The following is a 25,540-nucleotide window of genomic DNA, read 5'->3' on the forward strand; positions in this document are numbered from 1 at the left end:
CCACACCTACTGTAACAGCGGGCGCGGTCCCCCGTGATTTATGGCATAACCGGCGGCAAATATTTCAACGTCGTCCCTAGCGCCCACAGTAAAAACAGCACCAACGGTGTGTGCACCAGCAACTGCACAAACGAAAACCCGATCAAATCCCGTGCCTTCAACCCCAACACCCCCAAGAGCGGCAGCATATAGAACGGGTTGATCAAGTTCGGCAGCGCCTCGGCCGCGTTGTAGATCTGCACCGCCCAGCCCAGGTGGTATTGCAGGTCATTGGCCACTTGCATCACGTAGGGCGCTTCGATGATCCACTTACCGCCGCCCGATGGAATAAAGAAGCCCAGCACCGCCGAATACACGCCCATCAGCAGCGCGTAGGTGTCATGGGAGGCGATGGAGGTGAAGAACGTCGAGATATGGTGTGCCAAGGTCTGGCCGTCGCCGCCCTTGACCACGGTCATCAACGCGGCAATCGAGCCGTACAGCGGGAACTGGATCAACACGCCGGTGGTGGTCGGCACCGCACGGGCCACGGCATCCAGGAAGCTGCGCGGGCGCCAGTGCAGCAGGGCGCCGACCATGATGAACAGGAAGTTATAAGTGTTGAGCCCCGAAATGGCGCTGATCGCCGGCTTGGTGGAAAACTCATGGAATAGCCAGCCGGCCGCCAGCAAAGCCAGCAGAATCGTCAACAGCGGGCTGTGTTCCAACCATTCGCCTGGGCGCGTCGGTGCCTGTGGCTTGGGTAGGTTAAAGGCCGGGTCGACACCGCAGGCCTTGGCATCGCGGGCGCTGTTGGGGCCAGGAGCGGTGGCGTAGGCGATGATCAGCGACACTACGATCAGCGCCAGCAACAGCACGCCGGACTGCCACAGGAAGATGGTTTCAGTGAATGGGATCATCCCGGTGATCGACAGGATCGACGGCGGCAAGCTCGCCGGGTTGGCCTGCAACTGCGCGGCCGACGACGACAGCCCCAGTGCCCACACCGCACCCAGGCCCAGGTACGCCGCAGCGCCGGCGGCGCGGTAGTCCATGCGCAAATCCGTACGCCGGGCCAACGCCCGCACCAGCAAACCGCCGAACACCAGGGATAGCCCCCAGTTGAGCAGGGAGGCCACCATGGAAATCAATGCAACCCAGGCCACCGCCGAGCGGCCGTTCCTGGGGATGCGCGCCAGGCGGTCGATCAACTTCACCGCCGGCGGTGAACTGGCGACCACATAACCGCCGATCACCACAAAGGCCATCTGCATGGTGAACGGGATCAGGCTCCAGAACCCGTCGCCGAACGCCTTGGCCGCTTCGGCCGGCGCGGCGCCCATGCCCAGGGTCGCCACGGCGACGATGATCACGGCGAGGGCGGCAAACACCCAGGAGTCAGGAAACCAGCGCTCTGCAAAGTTGGAGCAGCGCAGGGCAAATCGGGCATAGCGGCTGTCTTCGATAGCATCGGCCACGAGTCTTTCCTCTTGTAGTTATTATGGGTTTTGGCAGTTTTACGGCATGTTCCTCTACACCCATTGATTTGGGAATGTAGTTATCTTCAACGATCGATGAGTAAAACAAATATATCCATCGTGATTGCCATCAATGGGCTCAGCTCATAACCTGCACGCCATTTTGTTTGCCTGCCGAGCCTGCACATGACTGCCACCTTTTCACCACGGGCGCAGCGTTTTTCCCGCTCCGACTATAAAACCCTGGGCCTGGCTGCCCTCGGTGGAGCCCTGGAAATCTATGACTTCATTATCTTCGTGTTCTTCGCGCTGACCCTCAGTCAACTGTTCTTCCCCCCGGAAATGCCCGAGTGGCTGCGGCTGTTGCAGAGCTTCGGCATCTTCGTCACCGGCTACCTCGCCCGCCCGCTGGGCGGCATCCTGATGGCGCACTTTGCCGACCACTTGGGGCGCAAGCGCGTATTCAGCCTGAGCATCCTGATGATGGCCTTGCCCTGCCTGCTGATTGGCATCATGCCGACCTACGCGCAAATCGGCTATTTCGCCCCGCTGATCCTGCTGGCGTTGCGCGTGCTGCAAGGCGCAGCGGTGGGTGGTGAAGTGCCCAGCGCCTGGACTTTCGTTGCCGAGCACGCCCCGCGTCACCATCGCGGCTACGCCTTGGGCTTTTTGCAAGCCGGCCTGACCTTCGGCTACCTGCTGGGCGCATTGACCGCCACCTTGCTGGCACAAGTCTTCACCCCCGCCGAAATCCTCGACTACGCTTGGCGTTTGCCTTTCCTGCTCGGCGGCGTATTCGGCGTGATCGGCGTATGGCTGCGCCGCTGGCTCAGCGAAACCCCGGTATTCCTGGAAATGCAGGCACGCCGCCAAGCGGCCGCCGAAATGCCACTGCGTAGCGTGCTGCGCGATCACCGTGCCGTATTGCTGCCGGCGATGATCCTCACCTGCGTGCTCACCTCGGCCGTGGTGGTGCTCGTCGTTATCACCCCGACCATGATGCAGAAAACCTTCGGCATGAGCCCCAGCCATACCTTCGCCTTGAGCGCGCTGGGCATCGTCTTCCTGAACATCGGCTGCGTCCTTGCCGGCCTGCTGGTCGACCGCATCGGCGCCTGGCGTGCGGTGCTGGTCTACAGCCTGTTGCTGCCGGTGGGGATCTTTATCCTGTATGCCAGCCTGATCAGCGGTGGCGTATGGCTGGGCGCGGCGTACGCCGTGGCAGGCTTGAGCTGTGGCGTCGTGGGCGCGGTGCCGTCGGTGATGGTCGGGCTGTTCCCGGCGCAGGTGCGGGTGTCGGGAATTTCCTTTACTTACAACATCGCCTATGCGCTGTGGGCGAGTACCACACCGTTGCTGTTGATCGCACTGATGCCGACCAGCCCCTGGATCTGCGTGGGGTACTGCGTGGTGATGGGGGCGGTGGGGGTGGCGAGTGTGGCGTTGTTTGGCAAGCGCCACACTTTGGCTGCGTGACGATCAAGTCAGGAAGTGCCAGAGCAGCAACGTACCCACTAACCCAACCACCGAAACAATCGTCTGCAACACCGACCACACCCAGATCGTCTGTTTCAACTGCAAGCCAAAGTACTCACGCACCATCCAGAACCCGGCATCGTTGACGTGGCAGAAGAACACCGAGCCGGCGCCAATCGCCAGGGCGACCAGTGAGCTTTGCGTTGCCGCCAACCCGGCCATCATTGGCGCGAGGATGCCCGCTGTCGTGGTGGTGGCGACAGTGGCCGAGCCGGTGGCTTGGCGCAGGGCCACGGCGATCAACCAGGCAAGCAACAGGTAGGGCATGTGTGCGCCTTCGGCGACCTTGCTGATGGTCTGGCTGACACCTGCGTCCAGCAGGGTTTGCTTGAGGCCGCCACCGGCGCCGATGGTCAGCAGCAACACGGCGATGGGGGCGAGGGCTTTGCGCAGGGTATTGCCGACGTCGGCGCGTGGCATGCCTGCGGCCCAGCCCAGGCATATCACGGCGGCGATGACCGCCAAGCCGAGGGCGATCAGCGGTTCACCGAGGAACTTCAAGGTCAGGCCAAGGGTGCTTTCTGGCGCCAGCGCGACTTTAGCCAAGGTGCTGCCGAGCATCAGGATCACCGGCAAAAGAATGATCAGTAGCGACGCGCCAAAGCTGGACTGGCGTGGGGCCTTGGGCGGTGCGCTGAACAGCGCGCCAATCTCGGCGGGTTCATCCACATGCAGGCGCTTGGACAGCCAGTTGCCGTAGAGCGGCCCAGCCAGGATCACTGCCGGCACCGCCAGGCAAAAGCCCAGCAACATGGTCAGGCCCAGGTCGGCGTGCAACGCGCCCACGGCAATCAGCGGCCCCGGATGTGGCGGCATCAGTGCGTGCAGGGTGGTCATGCCCGCCAGCGCCGGGATGGCGATTTTCAGCAGCGGCTGGTTCGACCGCTTGGCCATCACAAAGATGATCGGCACCATCATCACCAGGCCCACTTCAAAAAACAGCGGCAGACCAATCACCATGGCGACCAGTGCCATCACCCACGGCAATGACTTGCCCTTGCCCAGCCCGAGCAAAGTGGTGGCGATTCGGTCGGCCGCGCCAGATTCGGCCATCAGCGCGCCGAGCATCGCGCCCAGGGCAATGATGATCCCGGCTTCACCGAGAATTGCTCCAGCACCTTTACTGAATGCCTTCGCCACTTCTTCCGGTGGCAGGCCGGCGCCCACGCCGGCGATAAAGGTGCCAATCAGAATCGACAGGAAGGGCGGCAATTTGCTCGCGCTGATCAGCACGATGATGCTAGCGATGGCCAGCAGGACGCAAAGCATGAGACGGGTGTCGTGAACCATCCACGCGGCAGTCGATAAACCCAAGACAGGACTCCTTATCGAGCAGGTTGGCTAATATGTTTCTTTTTGTTTCAGCGCGAAAAGCATACCTGATAGAGCCGGCCCAGGGCGCCCATGGGCGATTTTGGTGCGCCCAAAGCTAACGACGCGCTGGCGGATAGATGACAATTTTGCAAACCATGCCAGTGGATCTGCAATTGCTGCACGAGCAGTTCGATATTGCCCACGCCACCATCCAGGTCGAAGGCGAGGGTTTCCAGCATGACGAACACGACGAAGTGCATGCCTGAGCCTGGCTAACGGATTTGTAATCTTCCACCCACGGCCCTGATAAGTACCGAAAGCTACATTGCCCCTCGCTGGGAACCTCAGCGACTTCATGGGCGTGGAACTCTCGTTATGGCAATTTCCGTTAGAACACTGTTAGGGGCGGCGGCGTTGTGGCTAGCCGCAAATGCCGTCCAGGCACAGCCCCTCACCCTTGATGCAGCCTTGCAAACCGCCTTCGCCAACAACCCGGACCTGGCGGCTGCACAATGGGAAATCGATATCGCCCAGGGCGGCCGCCAGCAGGCCGGCTTGATTCCCAACCCGGTCGCCTCCTGGGACGCCGAAGACACCCGCCGCAACAGCCGCACCACCAGCATCAAGCTCAGCCAGACCCTGGAACTGGGCGGCAAGCGCGGTGCGCGCATCGAGCTGGCCACCCGCGCCCAGGACGCCGCCGCATTGACCTTGGAGCAGCGCCGCAACGTGCTGCGCGCCGAGGTGATCGACAGTTATTACGGCGCCCTGCGCGCCCAGGAACGCCTCGACCTGGCGCAACGCTCGATGGCCCTGGCCGAACGTGGCCTGGCGGTCGCCAACGGGCGTGTCAGCGCTGGCAAGTCATCACCGGTGGAAGCCATCCGCGCCCAAGTGCAGGTGTCGGAAATCCGCCTGGAGTTGAATCGCGCCCAGATTGGCCTGAGTGACGCCTACCGGCAGCTGGCCGCCCGCACCGGCAGTGCCGCCACCGACTTCGAGGCGCTCGCCACACAAAACACCTTCGCACCGGCGTTACCTGCAGCCGCACAATTGCTGGCGCGCCTTGAGCAGACCGCTGAGCTGCGCCTGGCCGAACTGAATATTGTGCAGAACGAAGCCAGCGTGGGCCTGGAAAAAGCCCAGCGCATTCCGGACCTGGATGTGTCCATCGGCAGCCAATACGACGCCAGCGTGCGCGAGCGGGTCAACCTGTTGGGCGTGTCGATGCCGATCCCGTTGTTCAACCGCAACCAGGGCAACATCCTCGCTGCCAGCCGCCGCACCGACCAGGCCCGCGACCTGCGCAACGCCACCGAGCTGCGCCTGCGCACCGAGACCCGCCAGGCCCTGGACCTGTGGCAAGCGGCGATTACCGAGGTGCGCGCATTCAACCAGCAGGTCCTGCCCGCCGCACAAAGCGCGGTCGACAGCGCCACCCGTGGCTTCGAGATGGGCAAGTTCAACTTCCTCGACGTGCTCGACGCCCAGCGCACCTTGATCGCGGCCCGCACCCAATACCTCACCGCGACTGCCCAGGCCACCGACGCCTGGGTACGCATCGAACGCATTTACGGCGACCTCGCCCGGTTTTGATTTTTTCCTGGAGTCTCCTGATGAACAAAAAACATGGCATGGCGCTCGCCGTCGCCCTGGGCCTGCTGCTATCGGGCTTCGCACAGGCCGAGGAAGAAGGAGTGCTCGAACTCACCGAGCAGCAGATCCAGGCCGCCGGCATTCAACTGGCCCAGGCTCAACCGCGCTCTATCAGTACCGTGCTGACGCTACCGGGCGAGGTGCGCTTCGACGAAGACCGCACCTCCCATATCGTGCCCCGTGCGGCGGGTGTGGTGGAGGCGGTGAAGGTCAATCTTGGCCAGTCAGTGAAAAAGGGCGAGCTGCTGGCGGTGATCGCCAGCCAGCAGATTTCCGATCAACGCAGCGAGTTGGCGGCCAGCCAGCGCCGAGTCGAACTGGCGCGCACCACTTTCCAGCGTGAGCGCCAATTGTGGCAGGACAAAATCTCCGCCGAGCAGGATTACCTGTTGGCGCGGCAAACCCTGCAAGAAGCTCAAATTGCCCTGAACAACGCCCGGCAGAAGATGACCGCCCTCAGCGGCAGCGCGGTCTTGGCCGGTGGCAATCGCTATGAGCTGCGTGCGCCGTTTGCCGGGGTGGTGGTGGAAAAACACCTGGGCGTGGGCGAGGTGGTCAGTGAGACCAGCAACGCGTTCACGCTCTCGGATTTGTCCCAGGTGTGGGTCACCTTCGGGGTATTTCCCAAAGACTTGAACAAAGTGCGCGTGGGCAAGCCGGTGAAAGTCAGCTCCACGGAAATGGGCACCGAAGTGCTCGGCACCGTGGCCTATGTCGGCAATTTGCTCGGTGAGCAGACACGTACCGCGACCGTCCGCGTGACCGTGCCCAACCCCGACGACGCCTGGCGCCCAGGCTTGTTTGTGGCCGTGGAGCTCGCCACCGATACCTACCAGGCCAAGGTCACGGTGCCGCAAGCCGCGATCCAGACAGTCGAGGACAAACCCTCGGTATTCGTACGCACCGCAGAGGGTTTTATCACCCGCCATCTTGAATTGGGCGTCAGTCAAAACGGCTACGTCGAAGTGCGCCAGGGCCTGGAGGCCGGCGCGCAGGTGGCGACGGTTGGCAGCTTCATCCTCAAGTCCGAACTGGGCAAAGGCTCGGCCGAACACGCCCATTGATCTGCGAGTGATTCCCCATGTTTGAGCGCCTTATTCAATTTGCCATCGAGCAGCGCATCATCGTGCTGCTGGCGGTGCTGCTGATGGCCGGTGTCGGCATCGCCAGCTATCAGAAACTGCCCATCGACGCGGTGCCTGATATCACCAACGTGCAAGTGCAGATCAACTCGGCAGCGGCGGGGTTTTCACCGCTGGAAACCGAACAGCGCATCACCTTCCCTATCGAAACCGCCATGGCCGGCCTGCCCGGTCTGCAGCAGACGCGTTCGCTGTCGCGTTCCGGATTGTCCCAGGTAACGGTGATTTTCAAGGACGGCACCGACCTGTTCTTTGCCCGCCAACTGGTCAACGAGCGCCTGCAAGTGGCACGTGGGCAATTGCCCGATGGCATTGATACCGCGATGGGGCCGATTTCCACCGGGCTCGGGGAAATTTTCCTGTGGACCGTGGAGGCCGAGGACGGTGCGCGCAAGGACGACGGTACGCCGTATACCCCGACTGATCTACGGGTGATCCAGGACTGGATCATCAAGCCGCAACTGCGCAACGTACCGGGCGTGGCCGAGATCAATACGATCGGCGGTTTCGCCAAGGAGTACCAGATTGCGCCAGACCCCAAGCGCCTGGCCGCCTATAACCTGACGCTCAATGACCTGGTCACGGCGCTGGAGCGCAACAACGCCAACGTCGGTGCCGGTTATATCGAGCGCAGTGGCGAGCAGTTGCTGATTCGCGCACCGGGGCAAGTGGCGTCCATCGACGACATCGCCAACATCGTCATCACCACCTCGGACGGTACGCCGATCCGCGTGCGTCATGTGGCTCAGGTGGATATTGGCCGCGAACTGCGCACCGGCGCCGCCACTGAAAACGGCCGCGAGGTGGTGCTGGGCACGGTGTTCATGTTGATCGGCGAGAACAGCCGCAGCGTGTCCCAGGCGGTGGCGAAAAAACTCGAGGAGATCAACCGCTCGCTGCCCGAAGGGGTGGTGGCGGTCACCGTGTATGACCGCACCAACCTGGTAGAGAAAGCCATCGCCACGGTGAAGAAAAACCTTTTCGAAGGTGCGTTGCTGGTGGTCGCGGTGTTGTTCCTGTTCCTCGGCAATATCCGTGCGGCGCTGATCACCGCCATGGTGATTCCGCTGGCGATGCTGTTCACCTTTACCGGCATGTTTACCAACAAAGTCAGCGCCAATCTGATGAGCCTCGGCGCATTGGACTTCGGCATTATCGTCGACGGAGCGGTGGTGATCGTCGAGAACGCCATTCGCCGTCTGGCTCACGCGCAGCAGCGCCATGGCCGTTTGCTGACCCGCAGTGAGCGTCTGCACGAAGTGTTTGCCGCCGCCAAGCAAGCGCGACGGGCGCTGATCTTCGGGCAACTGATTATCATGGTGGTGTACCTGCCGATCTTTGCCCTCACCGGCGTGGCCGGCAAGATGTTCCACCCCATGGCCTTCACCGTGGTGATTGCCTTGCTCGGCGCGATGATTCTGTCGGTGACCTTCGTACCGGCGGCGATTGCGTTGTTCGTCACCGGCAAGGTCAAAGAGGAAGAAAACTGGGTCATGCGCAGCGCACGTCGGGTGTACGACCCGGTGCTTAATTGGGTGATGACGCGTCGCCCCTTGGTATTTGGCCTGGCGCTGCTGACCATCGTGGTGTCGGGTCTGGTTGCCAGCCGTATGGGCAGCGAATTTATCCCCAGCCTGAGTGAAGGCGATTTTGCCCAGCAGGCACTGCGCGTACCCGGCACCAGCCTGACGCAATCGGTGCAGATGCAGCAGCAACTGGAAAAAACGTTACTGGGCGAGGTGCCGGAAATCGAGCGGGTGTTTGCGCGTACCGGTACGGCGGAAATCGCTTCCGACCCGATGCCGCCGAATATTTCCGACAGCTACGTGATGCTCAAACCCAAGGCCCAATGGCCCGATCCGAACAAGTCCCGCGAGGCGATCATTGCTGACATCCAAAGGGCCAGTGCGATTGTGCCGGGCAGCGTGTACGAGTTGTCGCAACCGATCCAGCTGCGCTTCAATGAATTGATCTCCGGTGTGCGCAGCGATGTGGCGGTAAAGGTGTTCGGCGATGACATGGCGGTGCTCAACACCACCGCCGGGGAAATCGCCGAGACCTTGCAGGCACTCAACGGCGCCTCGGAAGTAAAGGTGGAACAGACCTCCGGCCTGCCGGTGCTGACCATCAATATCGACCGCGACAAGGCCGCGCGCTTTGGCCTGAATGTGGGTGATGTGCAGGACACCATCGCCGTCGCCGTCGGTGGGCGCCAGGCCGGTACGTTGTACGAAGGGGATCGGCGCTTCGACATGGTGGTGCGTTTGTCCGACGCGTTGCGCACGGATATCGAAGGCTTGTCACGACTGTTGATTCCAGTGCCGGCGTTGGCCGGTAATACGTCGGGGCAACTGGGTTTTATCGCCTTGTCCCAAGTCGCCAGCCTCGACCTGGTGCTCGGCCCCAACCAGATCAGCCGCGAGAACGGCAAGCGCCTGGTGATCGTCAGCGCCAACGTGCGCGGGCGTGATATCGGTTCGTTTGTCGAGGAAGCCGAAGCCGCCCTCATGGCCCAGGTGAAAGTGCCCGTCGGTTACTGGACCACCTGGGGCGGGCAATTCGAGCAGTTAAAAGAAGCCTCCGAGCGCCTGCGCATCGTGGTGCCGGTGGCGTTGCTGCTGGTGTTCGGCTTGCTGTTCATGATGTTCAACAACCTCAAGGATGGCTTGCTGGTGTTCACCGGGATTCCGTTCGCGCTGACCGGTGGGATCATGGCGCTGTGGCTGCGGGATATTCCGCTGTCGATTTCGGCGGGGGTGGGCTTTATTGCGTTGTCGGGTGTGGCGGTGCTGAACGGCCTGGTGATGATCGCCTTTATCCGCAACCTGCGCGAAGAAGGGCGCTCGTTGGCGTTGGCGATCCACGAAGGCGCGCTGACCCGCCTGCGCCCGGTATTGATGACTGCATTGGTGGCGTCCCTCGGGTTCGTCCCCATGGCACTCGCCACCGGCACCGGCGCCGAAGTGCAACGCCCGTTGGCGACGGTGGTGATTGGCGGGATTATTTCTTCGACCTTGCTGACGCTGCTGGTGTTGCCGGCGCTTTACCAGTGGGCCCATCGCCGCGAAGAAGAGGACGAATAACAATCTTGAATGCAACACAAAACCAATGTGGGAGGGGGCTTGCTCCCGATAGCGGAGTGTCAGCCAGCACATGCATTAGCTGATCCGCCGCCATCGGGAGCAAGCCCCCTCCCACACTGGACCTGTGCTGTTTTCAGATTCAGGGGAAACACCAGGCTGAACCGCGTAAAGCGCCCCGGCTGGCTGGTGACATGGGCATGCCCCCCATGAAGATGCATGATCGACTTGACGATCGCCAACCCCAGCCCGTTGCCGCCTTCGGCGCGGGTACGGCTGCTGTCGGCGCGGTAGAAACGTTCGAACAGGTGCTGCAGGTGGTGCGCGTCGATGCCTCGACCCGGGTTGCCCACCGACAGCGACACGCTCTGTTCATAGGCTTCCACCAACAACAAGATGCTCGAACCTTCAGGTGTATGGCGAATGGCATTGGAGAGCAAATTGGATATGGCCCGCTGGATCATCAGCCGATCACCAGTCACCCAGGCATCGCCGCGCAGGCTCAGGGTGAGCTCTTTGTCTTCGGCACTCAGGGCAAACAGCTCCATCACCCGCTGGGCTTCTTGGGCCAGGGATACTTCGGTGAATGACGCCCGCGCCGCAGGATGGCTGACCTGGGCCAGGAACAGCATATCGCTGACGATACGCGCCAGGCGTTCAAGCTCTTCGGTGTTGGATTCCAGCACCGCCTTGTATTCCTCGGGCGGCCGCTGGCGGGACAGGGTCAGTTGGGCCTTGCCCATCAGGTTGGTCAAGGGCGCCCGCAGTTCGTGGGCCAGGTCATCGGAAAATTGCGAGAGCTGCTGCACCCCGGCGTCCAGACGGTTGAGCATCACGTTGAAGCCTTGGGCCAGTTCTCCCAGTTCGTAGGGCAAGTTGTCCACGGACAAACGATGGGTCAGGTCTTGGGTGGTGACTTTCGCCGCTACTTGGCTGAACTGCTTCAACGGTGCCAGGCCGCGTTGCACCAGCCACCAGGCGCCCATGCCGATCAGGATCAACAGCAGCGGCAGCGCAATCAGTGTGGCGCGCAGGTAGGCGCTGAGCAACGCCTGGTCGTCCATGCGGTCCAGGGACAGCAGCACCCGCACGCGTTCGCCGCTGGCCAGGCGCATCAGGCTGGAGGCGCTGAGCACCTGGCTGCCATAGTTGTCGGTCCAGTTCAGGTAGCCGAGGGTTTCCCGGGGTTTGAAGTCCGTGAGCAAGGGCTCCTGGGGCTTGGCACCGATGTTGAGTAACACGCTGTTATTGGGGGCGGTGCCGACGATAGTCAGGTAGAAATTGTCATGGCCGATGACCAGGTCCAACAGCGAGTGGGGGCGGGCGCGGATGGCCTGGGCGTCGAGCCCCAGGGCCAGGCTGTGCTGGATCTGTTCCATCTTGCTTTCCAGGTTCTTGCGCGCCAGTTTTTCCAACTCATGGGTGAGGGCCAGGTAGGCCAGGGTGGCCAGCAGCAACACCAGGCCGGCGCCCATCAGGCTGACGGTCAGGCCCAGGCGCATCGACAGGCTGCCGGTCTTCATGGACGCGCTTCCAGCACATAGCCCACGCCACGGATGGTGTGGATCAGCTTGACCTCGCTCTGGTCATCCACCTTGGCCCGCAAGCGGCTGATGGAAACTTCCACCACGTTGGTGTCGCAATCGAAATTCATGTCCCACACCAGGGAAATAATCTGCGTGCGGGTCAGCACTTCACCGCTCTGGCGCATCAGTACGTGGAGCAGGGTGAACTCCTTGGTGGTCAGGTCGATACGCCGAGTGTCGCGATAAGCACGATGGCGGCGCGGGTCCAGTTCCAGGTCCGACACGCGGAACACTTCCGGCTGCGGAATGTGTTCGCTGCGTCGCAACAAGGTGCGCACACGGGCCAGCAGCTCGGGGAACTCGAAGGGCTTGACCAGGTAGTCGTCGGCGCCCATGTCCAGGCCCTTGATCTTGTCAGCCAGCCGGCCCCGGGCGGTCAGCATCATTACCCGCTGGGCGCTATTGCGCCGCAGTTCTTGCAGAACTTGCCAGCCGTCCTTGCCGGGCAGGTTGACGTCGAGAATCACCAGCTCATACGCGTGCTGCCCGGCCAAGTGCAGGCCATCGATGCCATTGGCGGCGCAGTCGACCACGTAGCCGCTTTCGTTCAAGCCTTGCTGCAGGTAGTCAGCAGTCTTTTGCTCGTCCTCAACCACAAGGATACGCATGGGGGTTTTACCTCTAATGTCTGGGGAGAGAAAGCGCCCATTTCCGTTTGGCGGCTGTTTTCAGGGGGGTAGGAAAAGTCTGAACGGTGAAGTAACTTCAGGGTCAACTGCGACCATCAGTCGCATAACCCTGCGGGCAAAAAAAACGCCCCAAGCGGGGCGTTAAAAACTCATCTCTTTCCAAAGGAGCTACACAAAAGCTTCAGAGATGAATGTGCTCGGTGATAAGTTGAAGCCAGTATAGAAATTTCAACTTAACGAGAAGCTGGAGCCAATATTACAATTTTGATAGACGGCTATTTGTGAACAGATGTTAGTTAATCGCGAGCGAATGTAAGCTTACAGCGCGAGCACTGGGCATATCGGGGAGTCATTTGCTGCAGCTGCTGTGCGGCGGCACGCTGATGAAGGTTACGATTCTGCAAACTGGCGGCCTTCTAACAAATAAGTAATGTTCTGGTGAACATGCCGTCAGGGTTCACTGGTTAATCTCGACACTGAACTTTTCAGTCGAGGAACCCGTGATGAACTTTTATAAAGTGGCCTCAGGTGTTTTAACCGCCGTCTTATCCTTCGGTGCACTGGCCGAAGGCGGAGGGGATCGAACCTTCGCCCTGATGATGGAGCGCAACGAGAAAGCCATGGCCGCCTACGCGATCAAAAACGGCAAGCCAGTGCCTGAGGTGCAGGCCTATCGTTATGGCATGGAGTTGGACATTGCCAAGGTGGTCAACATGACGCCGCCGGTCCGCTCGTGCAACGCCGTGCCGTCGCGCATGACCTATGAGGATTCCAGCGGCAAGCTCAAAACCCTGGAGTATCAGGTGTTGGGTGTGTGCCGAAACACGGGCGGTTGAAGGATCAAAAATATAGTGGGGCGGTGGGCTAAAGCGCTATTCAGAAAATGCCGGCAGCGCCGATGCAGCAGTAATCGTCCCGCCCATTTGCCCATCGGTGCCCTATGTTCAATACCCGCCTGAAACAGGAGCTGGCCGCTCTTCGCGAAGACTTGTCGAGCTTGCTGCAGGTCAAGGAGAGCCTGGAGAACGAAATGCTGTGCCTGACGCTCAATGCCGAGGGGCGGGTAGAGTGGGCGAATGCCAACTTCCTGCAGGAGCTGGTTTATCCGCTGAGTGAGATTGTAGGGCGGGCGATTGAAGACTTGGTGCCGGCTCATGTGCGCCAGGACGAGTTCCAATTGCGCTTCAAGCACGCGTTGGCTCGCGGCGAACATTTTGCCGGCACCGTGCGCCTGCTGCGGGGCAATGGCAAGGAGGCGTGGCTGCGCTCGATCGTACAGCCGGTGCGCAATTCGCAGGGGCATCTCAAGCATTTTTCAATGTTCTCCAGCGACCTCACCCGCACCATCGAGAGTTCGCGAGAACATGACAACCTGATCACCGCGCTGATGCGCTCCACGGCATTGATCGAGTTCGACCTGGACGGGCACGTGCTCACCGCCAATGACCGCTTCCTCAGCAGCATGGGTTACAGCCTGGCGCAGATCCAGGGCAAACATCACCGTATGTTCTGTGAGCCACAGGAATACAACAGCCCTGAGTACCAGCAGTTCTGGAAACGCCTGAACGCCGGTGAGTACGTTGCGGCGCGCTTCAAGCGCGTGGACAGCCATGGCCGCCTGGTGTGGTTGGAAGCCACCTACAACCCAGTGCTGGACGCCAACGAGCGACTGTACAAAGTGGTCAAGTTCGCCACGGTGATCACCGATCAGGTCAACCGCGAGCAGGCGGTGGCCGACGCCGCCAGCATTGCCTACAGCACCTCCCTGCAAACCGACGACAGCGCCCAGCGCGGCACCACGGTGGTGACCCAGGCCGTGGAAGTGATGCGTGACCTGGCCCAGCACATGCAACAGGCCGGCGAAGGCATCGAGGCGCTGAACGCCCAGTCCCAAGTGATCGGCACTATCGTCAAGACCATCAGCGGCATCGCCGAACAGACCAACTTGCTGGCGCTGAACGCAGCCATCGAAGCGGCGCGTGCCGGTGAACAAGGGCGTGGCTTTGCGGTGGTGGCTGATGAGGTGCGGCAACTGGCTTCGCGCACCAGCAAAGCCACTGAAGAAATTGTCGGCGTGGTGCGCCAGAACCAGGACATGGCCCGCGATGCGGTGGCGCTGATGGCCGACGGTCGCCTGCAAGCCGAACAAGGCCTGGCCCTGGCGGCCGAGGCTGGCACGGTGATTGTGGAGATCCAGGACGGTGCGCAAAAAGTGGTGAGTGCGGTTGGGCAGTTTGCCAATCAGCTGTCGAGTTAACTGGTTAGCTCAAGAGCATGTTCCAACGCTGAACTCGGTTTTGAATACAACAAAACTCAATGTGGGAGGGGGCTTGCTCCCGATGGCGGTGGGTCAGTCATAGATGTATTACTGACACACCCTCATCGGGAGCAAGCCCCCTCCCACATTGGTTTTGTAGTGTTTTCAGGTACGCGGCATGCAGTCGATGGTGCGGTTTACCACGGTCTTGGCCATCTCCAGCAAATGCCACGCGGCATGGATTCTGGCGCGGTCGTGTGGTTGCAGGTGATCGCAACAGTCCCACACCGTGGCTGAGGCGCTGTGGATCAAGTGGGAGATATAGAGTTGGGCGTCTTCGAAGCTGAGTTCTTCGTTGACGACAAGGCAGTCCATGGGTGGATCGGGAAGGGCTTTGGTCATCGTGTAACTCCTATTGAGCAAGGGAGCGACCACCAACGCTGCTAAACGTAAGGTGGCAGCTGTACGCGGGTTAGCAGACCGGTCAATAGGAAAACCAGCGCACCCGAAGATGCCCCGCGCACAGCCACCATAAACGCGGATGTGGACCGTGTGCCTATTGAGTTCGGGCTGCTAAACCCGATCACTGAACTCCAGTGACGGACCGAAGACTAGCCATCGATTCCAACAGGCACAAGGCGGCGGGGATTGTCTCGGAAACGTCCTGCAATTTAAAGAGACACAGCTTGCTGGCCTTTTACAAACCATGACCAAATGCCAGCAACACCATCCGTCCAAATGTGGGAGGGGGCTTGCTCCCGATGAGGGTATGTCAGTCATACATCTGTGACTGACCCACCGCCATCGGGGGCAAGCCCCCTCCCACATTGGTTTTGTAGTGTTTTCAGGTACGTGGCATGCAGTCGATAGTGCGGTTTACCACGGTCTTGGCCATTTCCAACAAGTGCCACGCGGCATGGATTCGGGCACGGTCGTGGGGTTGCAGGTGATCGCAACAGTCCCACACGGTGGCTGAGGCGCTGTGGATCAAGTGGGAGATATAGAGTTGGGCGTCTTCGAAGCTGAGATTTTCGTTAACGACGAGGCAGTCCATGGGTGGATCGGGAAGGGCTTTGGTCATGGTGTAACTCCTGATTAAGGCAGAAGCCGGCCCAGTCGCGACTAAACGAAGGGTGGCGGCTGTACGCAGGTTAGTCGACCGGCTAATCAGGAAAATCCGGCGCACCCGAGGGTGCCCTGCGCACAGCCACCATAAAACCTCATGGAGGACCATGCGCCTGATTAGAGTCCGGGCGACTAAACCCGATCACTGAAAAGGCAGTGACGGACCGAAGACTAGCCATCGATTCCAACAGGCACAAGGCGGCGGGGATTGTCTCGGAAACGTCCTGCAATTTAAAGAGACACAGCTTGCTGGCCCTTTACAAACCATGACCAAATGCCAGCAACACCACCCCTCCCACATTTGGATCAGCGGCCGAGCATCTTTACCCAGCGCGATGGCGGCATGCCGTAGGTGCTGCGAAATTGACGGGTCATGTGGCTTTGGTCGGTGAAGCCGGCGGTCATCGCCGCATCCACCAACGATTGGCCCTGGGCCAACAGCTGACGCACCAGGTCCAGCCGGCGCATGGTCAGGTAGCGGTAGGGGCTGGTGCCGAACAATAAACGAAAATCCCGCGATAACGCCCAGCGGTCGCGGCCGGCGTGGTCGGCCATTTCATCCAGGGTAATGCTGCGGCCCAGGGCGCTGTGGATAAATTCACGGGCGCGCTCGGCGGCGATGTAGTCGAAGGATTTGCGGCTGACGATGGCGCCGGACGCCATGCTCAGCGCCTGTGCCAGGTCGTACATGGCGTCCTGTTCCTGCATCGGGTCAATCGAGCACTCCAGGTTCTGCAGCAACACTTCGCTGGCGCGGTGCAGCCGTGGGTCGGTGGACAAGCCGCCGGGAATAAACGGCAAGGGCTTGCCGCCAAGGATCTGCTGGATCAGCGCCGGCTCCACATAAATCATCCGGTACTTGAAGCCTTCATCGCTGCCTGCGCGGCCGTCATGGAGTTCATCCGGGTGAATCACCATGGTGGTACCAGGCAGGCTGTGGGTCATGCCGCCGCGGTAATGAAAACTCTGCACGCCGAACAAGGTGCGCCCGATGGCGTAGGTGTCATGGCGATGGGGGTCGAACGCGAAGCCGGCAAAGTACGCCTCGATACGGTCCAGGCCACTGGCGTGCGGGGCGCGGTGCAGCCAATCGAGGGTGTGGGTGGGGTTGCCCATGGTGACTTGTCACAAAAGGAGGTGGAAACACGTTAACCGAGTCTGCCGCGCTTGTCTGCCTGGGGTCTTGTACGATTGTGCAGGCGTCGGCTGGGGCCTATGATCGCGGTTCGTCTACTGCACTGGTGGAGCCTTCCATGGATTTTTTCAACCCTGCCTATGTGGCGCCCTTGGTGGCGCTCGCGCTGCTGTGGACGGTGGCCGTGGTGACGCCCGGCCCCAACTTCTTCAATACGGCGCAGTTGGCCGCCAGCTGTTCGCGACGTCACGGCGTGGTGGCATCGGCGGGCGTGGCGACCGGCACGATTATCTGGGGTCTGGCGGGTGGCCTGGGCATCAAGTCGCTGTTTACTGCCGCGCCCATGCTGTACCTGGCGTTCAAGATCATCGGCGGCTGCTACCTGATCTACCTTGGGCTGAAACTGTTCAAGCGCTCGGCGCCGGCATCGGTGCAGTTGCCCGACGAGCCGCGACGCTCATTGTTTTCCGCCTGGCGCTTCGGCTTGCTGGGGAATTTGTCCAACCCCAAGGCCGCGCTATTCGTCGCCACGGCCTTCGCCTCGACCATGCCGCCGTCGCCATCGCCTGCGCTGCTGACCCTGGCGGTCATCACCATGGCGACCTTGTCGTTCAGTTGGTACACCAGCGTCGCCCTGGTGTTTTCCAGCGAGCGCATGGCAAACCTCTACAGCCGTTCGCGCAAGTGGCTCGACCGCTTTGCCGGCAGTTGCTACCTGTTGTTCGGTGCACATCTGGTAGCGAATCGCTGACCGGCCGTGGTAAGAAGCCTTACTTTCAACAGTGAGGCCGGGTCATGAGCAAGGTGCGGGTAGGGATTATTTTTGGTGGTCGTTCGGCCGAGCATGAGGTGTCGCTGCAATCGGCGCGCAACATCGTCGATGCCCTCGACCGTTCGCGCTTCGAGCCCATCCTGATCGGGATCGACAAGGCCGGTCACTGGCACCTCAACGACACGTCGAACTTCCTGATCAACCAGGAAAACCCGGCGCTGATCGCCCTCAACCAATCCAACCGTGAATTGGCGGTGGTGCCGGGCAAGGCCAGCCAGCAAGTGGTGGAAACCTCCGGCCAGGGGCTGCTGGAACACATCGATGTAATCTTCCCCATCGTCCATGGCACCCTTGGCGAAGACGGTTGCCTGCAAGGCTTGCTGCGCATGGCTGACTTGCCCTTCGTCGGCTCCGACGTGCTTGGCTCGGCCGTGTGCATGGACAAAGACATCAGCAAACGCCTGCTGCGTGACGCCGGTATCGCGGTTACGCCGTTCATTACCCTTACGCGTCGAAACGCGGCACGCACCTCTTTTGAGGCAGCTGCGAACACGCTCGGCCTACCGATGTTCGTCAAACCCGCCAACCAGGGCTCCTCAGTGGGCGTGAGCAAAGTCGGCAATGAAGCCGAGTACCTCGCCGCGGTTGAGCTGGCGCTGGGTTTTGATGAAAAAGTGCTGGTGGAGTCCGCCGTCCGGGGCCGTGAAATCGAATGCGCCGTGCTGGGCAATGACCAGCCCATTGCCAGCGGCTGCGGCGAGATCGTGGTGAGCAACGGCTTCTATTCCTACGACAGCAAATACATCGACGACCAGGCCGCCCAGGTGGTGGTGCCTGCGGCTATCAGCCATGAAGCCAGCGAGCGCATTCGCAGCCTGGCCATTGAAGCGTTTGAAGTGCTGGGTTGTGCAGGGCTGGCGCGGGTGGATGTGTTCCTGACCGATAATGGCGAAGTCCTGATCAACGAGATCAACTCACTGCCCGGTTTTACCCGCATCAGCATGTACCCCAAGCTGTGGCAGGCGGCGGGCATGAGTTACAGCGAGCTGGTAAGCCGCTTGCTTGAACTGGCGCTGGAGCGGCATGCGGGGCGCAAGGGGTTGAAGATCAGTCGCTGATTGCTGGTGGCCCTCGCCGCAAAAGTACGGCCTGTTCGTCAGGTCGTACGAGCAATCCACGAATAGATCAACGTCCTGTTCTCCGCCGGGTGATGAGTCCTCCTGCGATAGCTGGCAAACGCCGGCGAGGTGCAGTAGGTGCATACGTCACTCACCTCGATATGTTCGCGCTTGACCCCGGCCGCGTGCAGCAACAGCAGCCCATACCCGCTCAAATCAAACCAGGCACTTCCTGTTTGCCTGGCATGGGGCGGTGTAATGTGCGGGGCTTGTAGCGGTGTCGGTTGCTCATCGCTCCAGGGCGCCTGGCCGTGCTGCCATACGTGGCCTTGATCGGCCTGGAACTCGGCAATAAACGCCGCGCTCACCTCATAGCAGCACGGTTTGATCGACGGCCCAATCGCTACTCGCAGTTGGTCTGCGGTAATGCCTTTATCTATGAAGCGCTGCACGGCATTGTCGATGATTCCGCGCTGCAAGCCCTTCCAGCCGCCATGGATGGCCGCTACCCACTCACCGCCTGCGATCAGAATGGGCAAGCAATCGGCCGTGATGACCGCAATCGGCTGGCGGCTGTGTGTGAGCACCCCGTCGGCCTCAATCGTGTTGGCCAACTGACCCGGTTGCCACTCGATCACCGACGCGCTGTGCACTTGTTTGCAAATGAACACGTCATCGGGTCGCAGGGGATCATCAATCGAGCAAAAACCGTGATCGACGCCGGGGAGAGCATTGAGGTTGTGGGCTTTGTACACCGTGCATTCTCCGTTGATCAAAACACCTTAGTCGCCCAGCGCCTCGCCTTCGCGCCGAGGGTCGGCGCCGCCGCTCAGCGACACCTTACCCTGGGCATCCCGTGTGCGCACGATGGCCTGGATGCCGCTGGTCATCTCGATTTCGCTGAGGGCATGACCTTTGTCCTTGAGCGCCTGTTTCAGCGCGGGGTTGAACAGACCTGTTTCCAATTCAGTGGCCCCGTTGCGGCTGCCGAAATTCGGCAGGCTGATGGCTGCTTGGGGATCAAGTTTCCAGTCGAGCATGGCTACCAGGGATTTACTCACGTACTCGATGATCTGCGAACCGCCGGGGGAGCCGACGGTGGCGAGCAGCTCACCTGTCTGGCGGTCGAACACCAAGGTCGGCGCCATGGCCGAGCGCGGGCGCTTGCCGGGTTGCACGCGGTTCGCCACAGGCTGGCCGTTTTCTTCGGGAATGAACGAGAAGTCGGTCATCTGATTGTTGAGTAAAAAGCCCTGCACCATCACATGGGAGCCGAACGCCGCTTCCACCGTGGTGGTCATCGACACCGCTCCGCCCTGGTCGTCTACCGCCACCACTTGCGAGGTGGAGATGCGCAGCGGCGAGCGGTCCGGTGCATAAGCCACCTGCACGCCAGCGGGTTGGCCGGGCTTGGCGATGCCCATGCTGCGTTCGCCGATCAGCACGGCACGCTGGGCCAGGTAATCGGGCGCGACGAGGCCGGCAACCGGTACGGGGGTGAAGTCTGCATCAGCCACATACAGTGCACGGTCGGCAAAGGCCAGGCGCCCGGCTTCGGCGATCAGGTGCACCGCCTCGGGTGTCGGCTCAAGCCCGGCCGGCGAGGCACTCTTGACCGGTGTCATCGGCGCGATAGCCAAGCGAGGGTCGCGGGTTTCCAGTGCCTGCAAAGTCCCAAGGATCTGCGCCACAGCAATCCCGCCCGAGGAAGGCGGCGGCATGCCGCAGACCTTCCACTGTTTGTAGTCGGTACACAAAGGTGCGCGTTCCTTGGCGCTGTAGCTCTTGAGGTCGGCCACGGACAGGCTGCCGGCATTGTGATTACCCTGCACCTTGCGTGCGATCTCATCGGCAATCGGCCCGTGGTACAGCGCGTCCGGCCCTTCCTTGGCGATGCGCTTGAACACCGCGGCCAGCGCTGGATTTTTCAGCAGCGTGCCGGTGGCTTTTGGCGAGCCATCGGCATTCAGGAAGTACGCCGCCATCTCCGGCGATTGTGCGATAAAGCGGTCAGCCGCAATCAAGCTGTGCAAGCGCGGGGAAATAGCGAAGCCTTGTTCCGACAAGCGGATCGCGGGCTCAAACAGCTTGGCCCATTGCAGATGGCCGTTCTTCTTGTGCGCCATCTCCAAGGCGCGCAATACCCCTGGCGTACCCACCGAACGTCCACCAATCTGGGCATCCGTAAACGCCATTTGCGTACCATCGGCCTTCAGGAACAAACGCTCGGTCGCACCCGCCGGCGCGGTTTCGCGGCCGTCGTAGGCATGCACCTTTTGCCCATCCCACAGCATGATGAATGCACCGCCGCCGATACCGGAAGACTGCGGCTCCACCAAGGTCAGCACCGCCTGCATGGCAATCGCCGCATCGATGGCCGAGCCGCCCTGGCGCAACATCTCACGCCCGGCTTCGGCGGCCAGCGGGTTGGCGGCGGCGGCCATGTGGCGTTTGGCGTGGCGGGTGCTGAGGTCGGTGCGATAGCCCGAACCCAGTTCCGGGGCGGGTGGTTGTTCGGTGACGGCAGTGTGGCAGGCCGCGAGGGCCAGGGCTGTTGCGATGACCGTCAGGTGGCGGCGGGAAATCAAAAACACGCGCTGAACTCCGTTCATTTTGAGAAGGATCTGTTGTCCTTGGGGAACTGCTTTTTACAGATAAATGGTGCCTTGCATATACAGCACGGCCTTACCGGAAATAATCACCCGGTCGCCCTTAAGTTCACAACGCAACTGGCCCTTGCGCTGGCCGCCTTGCTCGGCAGTCAATTGCGATTTGCCCAGGCGCTCGGCCCAGAACGGTGCCAGCGAGGTGTGCGCCGAGCCGGTGACCGGGTCTTCATTGACCCCCACATTCGGCCCGAACCAGCGTGAGACAAAGTCAAATCGAGTGCTTTTGGCGGTGACCGCAATCCCGCGTTTAGGCAGGCCCCTGAGTCGTGCGAAATCCGGCGTGAGCGCCGCTACCTGAGCTTCATCTTCTACCAGCACGATGTAGTCATCGGTGCCGAACACTTCGGCGTTTTCGATCCCCAATGCACTCAGCAGACCGCTCGGCGGTTCGCAGCGTTGAGGTTGCTTGGCCGGGAAATCCATCGCCAACTCATCGCCATTGCGCGTCACCCGCAGTTCGCCGCTGCGTGTGGCAAAACGCAGCACTTCGGGGGCATCCGCCAACATATGCATCAGCACCCACGCTGCCGCCAACGTGGCATGGCCGCACAGGTCCACTTCGACTTCCGGCGTCAGCCAGCGCAACTCATATATATCGCCGCGAGGCACGAAGAACGCGGTTTCCGAAAGGTTGTTTTCAGCGGCGATGCTTTGCAGTTGTTCGTCGTGCAGCCACTCGGTAAGTGGGCACACCGCCGCCGGGTTGCCGCCGAAGGGGTGTTGGCTGAAGGCATCGACTTGGTAGATATCCAGTTTCATCGTGGCGCTCCGTGTTTCAGGGAGGCTGGACACTAACAGTGGGGTCTGGAAGCGTCAAAATACAGTTGGGCAGTTTTTTTGCGCGCATAGAAAACCGCCTACCTTTCGGTAAGCCGTTTTTAGTACTTGGGATGTGGACATTAGGGCTTCTGTAATTTGCCCTAGGGTGTACCATCGAATACTGCTCATCAGATATTAGTCCGTTATGTCCACACCAAGCGAAGAGAGCCGCCAGATCGTAGCTTCTCTGGCGCTCTGTGTTGGTCCACGCGCTGACACTGCAAGCATCGCCCAGGCGATTGTTTCGATTTTGCAGAATATAGGCGCAGTACTTACGCCCATTATTGGCCAGCAGGGCGTTGCCGCGCTGTACCGGCGCACCTTCCATCTGTGCGTCTCTACTCATCCAAGGCTGGCCGGCATCTATGACAGTGTGCCGGCCGCGATGGACCTGATTGCCCTCAAATCCGTACTCGTCGAGCAGAACGAAACCGATGCGCTGTTTTTCGGTGAGGTGTTGTTGACTACCCTCTACGAGCTACTGACCACGCTGATCGGGCCCTCACTCACTACACGTTTGCTGGTTGACGTGTGGCAGCCTTCTTCGAGCGACACCTCTTCGCAGGAAATTTCGCCATGAGCACCAAAGTGACTATCAATCGTCTGGCCACGGGTGTGCCAGGACTGGACGAGGCCCTGGGCGGAGGCCTGCCAGAGTTTTCGTTCAACTTGATCGCCGGCCCTCCCGGGTGTGGCAAAACTACCCTTGCGCACCAGATGATGTTTGCCCTGGCCACGCCTGAACGTCCGGCGTTGTTTTTTACCGTCCTTGGCGAGCCGCCGTTGAAAATGCTGCGCTATCAGCAGCAATTCGATTTTTTCGACAACGAAGCGATCAACCAGTCGATTCGCTATATCAACCTGGCCGACGACACACTGGCCGGTGACTTGGACGAGGTACTGCGACGGATCGTCAGCGAAGTCGAGGCGTATTCACCGTCGCTGGTATTTGTCGATTCGTTTCGCTCCGTGGTGCTGGCCAGCCAGACCCAAGACAACCCGAATAACAACTTGCCGCAGTTCATCCAGCAACTGGGTATGTTGATGACCACGTGGCAGGCGACGACCTTTCTGATTGGCGAATACTTCACCGAAACCGACACCAATCCGATTTTCACCGTGGCAGACGGCCTGATATGGCTGCGCCAGAGCATCGAGCGCAACTCGATGGTGCGCAAGATGGAAATCATGAAGATGCGCGGCCAGCCGACCTTGCCGGGCCTGCACACCTTTCGTATTGCGACCTCGGGGATCAAGGTGTTCCCACCGGCGGCTATCAATCGCTCGGTTGAAGCGCCGTCGACGTTCCCGATCACACGCCTGAAAATGGGGGTGCCGGTACTCGATGAGATGCTCGGCGGCGGCCTGCCTCGTGGGTATTCGCTGTTGGTGGCCGGACCATCGGGCTCGGGCAAAAGCATTCTGGCGGCGACCTTCCTGGCCGAAGGCGCACGCAACGGTGAAACCGGTGTGATTGCCGTGTTCGAGCAGCGGCCCAACCATTCGCAAAACCCGAAGTTGGCTGAGTTGATCAAGAGCGGGCAGGTTAGCCTGGTAGACAGCCGCGCGCCGGACCTGTCCATCGACGAAATCGTCCACTTGCTGCTCGGCGAGATCGGCCGTTTGAAAGCTACCCGCGTGGTAATTGATTCGCTGTCGGGCTTTGAGCTGGCATTGGCGCCAACCTTTCGCGCCGACTTTCGCGAGTCGCTCTCACGCATGGTCACCGCGCTGACGGCTGCCGGGGTCAGCGTCTTGATGACCTCTGAGTTGGAAGACCGCTACACCGACTTGCGCTTTAGTCCTTACGGCACAGCTTTTCTCACCGACGCGATCATTGTCCAGCGCTACATTGAAGTGCAGAGCCGCCTGCTGCGGATCATGGCAGTGGTAAAGGTGCGCGCCAGCGCCCATTCCGATGAGTTACGCCAGTATTACATCGACGACAACGGCCTGCAGATTGGCGAAATGCTCGCTGATCAGGAGGGACTGCTGGGGGGGCGTCCGACAAAGCAAGGCGCAGAGGCGAAACACATGGGAGATAAAAATGATTGAGCCCGACTCGTGAGCAAGATCAGCGGCGAGAACGAACGTGAGAAGGCCAATGCCGCTCACGAACTGTTCTTGCTCGGTCAAAAAACGGTTGAAGCACGCGCCGTATTGGCCGCCCTACAGCAACAGTTGAACGACGCCAGCAGCCTCTTGGTGGATACCCAGCAGGTCGAGAAGGTGATGCAGGCCAATCAACAATTGGTGTTGGCAATACTTCTAGCCCAGTCAGACGCCGTGACTCCGCCTCGCTTGGGTGAGTTGCATTTGTACCAGGAGTTGCGCGAGGCTAATGCGCAACTGGTCATCGCTGCGCTGAGTGCCCAGGACCTTCAGGCAACAGCCGAACGCGCGCTGAGTCAGCACAAAGGCATCCTCGCCATGGTCGCCCATGAACTGCGAAATCCGCTGACGCCTATCAGCATGATTGCAGAGCGTATGGTGCGTCTGCCTAGCGATCAACTCCCTCGAATGCGGGAATTAATCGAGAGCCAGGTACAGCATATTTCACAATTGGTCGATGATCTGCTGGATGTCTCTCGCGTCAGCACTGGCAAACTGCGAATCAATCTCCGCGATGTCGATATGATGCAGGTAATTCTCGCGGCCGTTGACGCCTGCCGCCCAGTCATGAGTGCGCGACAGCAATATTTCGATATCCATCTTCCCCATGGGATTTTGATGGTGAATGGCGACCCGGTACGTCTCTCGCAGATTCTTCACAACCTTCTGGCCAATGCGGCCAAGTACACCCCTGCCGCCGGCAAAATCAAGCTGATTGTGACGGTAGAGCACGAAGTTCTGAAAATACGAATTTCCGACAATGGAATTGGAGTTACGGCGAAAGCACTGCCCTTTATTTTTGATCCTTATGTTCAAGATTCACACGCTATAGGCTTCAACGGAGCTGGCTTGGGTATTGGATTAACTGTCGTTCGCGAGCTTGTCGAAGCACACGGCGGTACTGTGACTGGTATGAGTGAGGGTAGCGGCAAGGGGAGCGAGTTTGTGGTTTCTCTGCCGCTGGTGGCAACGTTCGCAGCCTGTTAGGAAGATGCAGACGTTAACTTTTACTTATACGGGATCTCTACAACGCCCGGTCGTCGCACGAAGGATCCCCTGCTGAAAATAGACCCGATGACCGAGAGAGCAGGGTGTACTATCGAGAAATAGCATCATGAAGTGATACTTACCCA

The 25,540-nt window shown here is 60.5% G+C and carries 20 protein-coding genes and 3 pseudogenes; 13 read left to right on the top strand and 10 right to left on the bottom strand.

The features are described from left to right. Positions 1–38: 38 nt before the first annotated feature. Positions 39–1,457, bottom strand: coding sequence for a short-chain fatty acid transporter (locus BLU48_RS00550; RefSeq protein WP_057024824.1), 1,419 nt, complete (start codon positions 1,455–1,457; stop codon positions 39–41). Between the two features lie 186 nt (positions 1,458–1,643). On the opposite strand from BLU48_RS00550, the gene BLU48_RS00555 reads away from it, so the two are divergent. Then, positions 1,644–2,933 (top strand): MFS transporter, encoded by a 1,290-nt coding sequence (locus BLU48_RS00555; protein ID WP_057024825.1) that lies wholly within the window; start codon positions 1,644–1,646, stop codon positions 2,931–2,933. Positions 2,934–2,936: 3 nt separating this feature from the next. Here the strand turns inward: BLU48_RS00555 and BLU48_RS00560 are convergent, their stop codons facing one another. After that, complete coding sequence (locus BLU48_RS00560) at positions 2,937–4,307, bottom strand: GntT/GntP/DsdX family permease (protein WP_057024826.1); 1,371 nt, start codon at positions 4,305–4,307, stop codon at positions 2,937–2,939. Positions 4,308–4,477: 170 nt separating this feature from the next. Between BLU48_RS00560 and BLU48_RS31575 the strand changes: the two are divergent. From BLU48_RS31575 to BLU48_RS00575, 4 genes and pseudogenes are all read left to right on the top strand, one after another. After that, positions 4,478–4,573, top strand: a pseudogene (locus BLU48_RS31575) (cation transporter); the annotation flags it as partial. Between the two features lie 109 nt (positions 4,574–4,682). Further along, positions 4,683–5,903 carry a TolC family protein gene (locus BLU48_RS00565; protein ID WP_057024827.1) on the top strand — a complete coding sequence of 407 codons (1,221 nt, stop codon included), beginning with the start codon at positions 4,683–4,685 and terminating at the stop codon, positions 5,901–5,903. 20 nt (positions 5,904–5,923) lie between these two features. Continuing rightward, complete coding sequence (locus tag BLU48_RS00570) at positions 5,924–7,027, top strand: efflux RND transporter periplasmic adaptor subunit (protein ID WP_057024828.1); 1,104 nt, start codon at positions 5,924–5,926, stop codon at positions 7,025–7,027. A gap of 17 nt (positions 7,028–7,044) precedes the next feature. Next, entirely contained in the window at positions 7,045–10,188 is a 3,144-nt protein-coding gene (locus BLU48_RS00575; RefSeq protein WP_057024829.1) for a CusA/CzcA family heavy metal efflux RND transporter, read from the top strand. A 59-nt stretch (positions 10,189–10,247) separates the two neighbouring features. On the opposite strand, the gene BLU48_RS00580 is transcribed toward BLU48_RS00575, so the two are convergent. Together BLU48_RS00580 and BLU48_RS00585 are read right to left on the bottom strand one after the other, a co-directional pair. Then, positions 10,248–11,708 (bottom strand): heavy metal sensor histidine kinase, encoded by a 1,461-nt coding sequence (locus tag BLU48_RS00580; RefSeq protein ID WP_057024830.1) that lies wholly within the window; start codon positions 11,706–11,708, stop codon positions 10,248–10,250. Further along, positions 11,705–12,379 (bottom strand): heavy metal response regulator transcription factor, encoded by a 675-nt coding sequence (locus BLU48_RS00585; protein ID WP_057024831.1) that lies wholly within the window; start codon positions 12,377–12,379, stop codon positions 11,705–11,707. The genes BLU48_RS00580 and BLU48_RS00585 overlap by 4 nt, the downstream gene beginning before the upstream one ends. Before the next feature lie 524 nt (positions 12,380–12,903). Between BLU48_RS00585 and BLU48_RS00590 the strand changes: the two genes are divergently transcribed. The 3 genes and pseudogenes from BLU48_RS00590 to BLU48_RS32600 all read left to right on the top strand — a co-directional run. Continuing rightward, on the top strand, positions 12,904–13,236 hold the full coding sequence (locus tag BLU48_RS00590) for a DUF2790 domain-containing protein (protein ID WP_057024832.1): 333 nt from the start codon (positions 12,904–12,906) through the stop codon (positions 13,234–13,236). A 194-nt stretch (positions 13,237–13,430) separates the two neighbouring features. Then, positions 13,431–14,069 (top strand): annotated as a pseudogene (locus BLU48_RS32595) (PAS domain-containing protein); the annotation flags it as partial. Positions 14,070–14,225: 156 nt separating this feature from the next. Further along, a pseudogene (locus BLU48_RS32600) lies at positions 14,226–14,657 on the top strand (methyl-accepting chemotaxis protein); the annotation flags it as partial. A 165-nt stretch (positions 14,658–14,822) separates the two neighbouring features. Here the strand turns inward: BLU48_RS32600 and BLU48_RS00600 are convergent. From BLU48_RS00600 to BLU48_RS00610, 3 genes are all read right to left on the bottom strand, one after another. Beyond that, positions 14,823–15,059 carry a hypothetical protein gene (locus tag BLU48_RS00600; protein ID WP_057024834.1) on the bottom strand — a complete coding sequence of 79 codons (237 nt, stop codon included), beginning with the start codon at positions 15,057–15,059 and terminating at the stop codon, positions 14,823–14,825. Between the two features lie 442 nt (positions 15,060–15,501). Continuing rightward, the gene (locus tag BLU48_RS00605) at positions 15,502–15,738 is read right to left on the bottom strand and encodes a hypothetical protein (protein WP_057024835.1); all 237 of its coding nucleotides are present in this window, start codon (positions 15,736–15,738) and stop codon (positions 15,502–15,504) included. 350 nt (positions 15,739–16,088) lie between these two features. Beyond that, a complete protein-coding gene (locus BLU48_RS00610) occupies positions 16,089–16,898 on the bottom strand; it encodes an AraC family transcriptional regulator (RefSeq protein WP_057024836.1) in 810 nt (269 codons plus the stop codon). A 137-nt stretch (positions 16,899–17,035) separates the two neighbouring features. Here BLU48_RS00610 and BLU48_RS00615 point away from each other — a divergent pair, with 137 nt between their 5' ends. Together BLU48_RS00615 and ddlA are read left to right on the top strand one after the other, a co-directional pair. Then, positions 17,036–17,668 carry a LysE family translocator gene (locus tag BLU48_RS00615; RefSeq protein ID WP_057024837.1) on the top strand — a complete coding sequence of 211 codons (633 nt, stop codon included), beginning with the start codon at positions 17,036–17,038 and terminating at the stop codon, positions 17,666–17,668. 44 nt (positions 17,669–17,712) lie between these two features. After that, the gene (ddlA, locus tag BLU48_RS00620; RefSeq protein WP_057024838.1) at positions 17,713–18,807 is read left to right on the top strand and encodes a D-alanine--D-alanine ligase; all 1,095 of its coding nucleotides are present in this window, start codon (positions 17,713–17,715) and stop codon (positions 18,805–18,807) included. Between the two features lie 38 nt (positions 18,808–18,845). Here ddlA and BLU48_RS00625 read toward each other — a convergent pair whose 3' ends face one another. Genes BLU48_RS00625 through BLU48_RS00635 form a run of 3 tightly spaced genes read right to left on the bottom strand, consistent with a single transcriptional unit; the run spans position 18,846 to position 22,235 of the window. Further along, positions 18,846–19,562: a purine nucleoside phosphorylase YfiH/LACC1 family protein gene (locus BLU48_RS00625; RefSeq protein WP_057024839.1), complete on the bottom strand. Its 717-nt coding sequence runs from the start codon at positions 19,560–19,562 to the stop codon at positions 18,846–18,848. A gap of 27 nt (positions 19,563–19,589) precedes the next feature. Continuing rightward, positions 19,590–21,419: a gamma-glutamyltransferase gene (gene ggt, locus BLU48_RS00630; protein ID WP_057024840.1), complete on the bottom strand. Its 1,830-nt coding sequence runs from the start codon at positions 21,417–21,419 to the stop codon at positions 19,590–19,592. A gap of 36 nt (positions 21,420–21,455) precedes the next feature. After that, positions 21,456–22,235 carry a PhzF family phenazine biosynthesis protein gene (locus BLU48_RS00635; protein ID WP_057024841.1) on the bottom strand — a complete coding sequence of 260 codons (780 nt, stop codon included), beginning with the start codon at positions 22,233–22,235 and terminating at the stop codon, positions 21,456–21,458. Positions 22,236–22,440: 205 nt separating this feature from the next. On the opposite strand from BLU48_RS00635, the gene BLU48_RS00640 reads away from it, so the two are divergent. Genes BLU48_RS00640 through BLU48_RS00650 form a run of 3 tightly spaced genes read left to right on the top strand, consistent with a single transcriptional unit; the run spans position 22,441 to position 25,394 of the window. Continuing rightward, on the top strand, positions 22,441–22,875 hold the full coding sequence (locus BLU48_RS00640; RefSeq protein ID WP_231989007.1) for a hypothetical protein: 435 nt from the start codon (positions 22,441–22,443) through the stop codon (positions 22,873–22,875). Continuing rightward, on the top strand, positions 22,872–24,350 hold the full coding sequence (locus BLU48_RS00645; protein WP_057024842.1) for an ATPase domain-containing protein: 1,479 nt from the start codon (positions 22,872–22,874) through the stop codon (positions 24,348–24,350). The genes BLU48_RS00640 and BLU48_RS00645 overlap by 4 nt, the downstream gene beginning before the upstream one ends. 9 nt (positions 24,351–24,359) lie before the next feature. Continuing rightward, the gene (locus tag BLU48_RS00650; RefSeq protein ID WP_057024843.1) at positions 24,360–25,394 is read left to right on the top strand and encodes a sensor histidine kinase; all 1,035 of its coding nucleotides are present in this window, start codon (positions 24,360–24,362) and stop codon (positions 25,392–25,394) included. Positions 25,395–25,540 lie beyond the last annotated feature (146 nt).

The sequence above is a fragment of the Pseudomonas synxantha genome (genome assembly GCF_900105675.1).
In the GTDB taxonomy this organism is placed as follows: Bacteria; Pseudomonadota; Gammaproteobacteria; order Pseudomonadales; family Pseudomonadaceae; genus Aquipseudomonas; species Aquipseudomonas synxantha.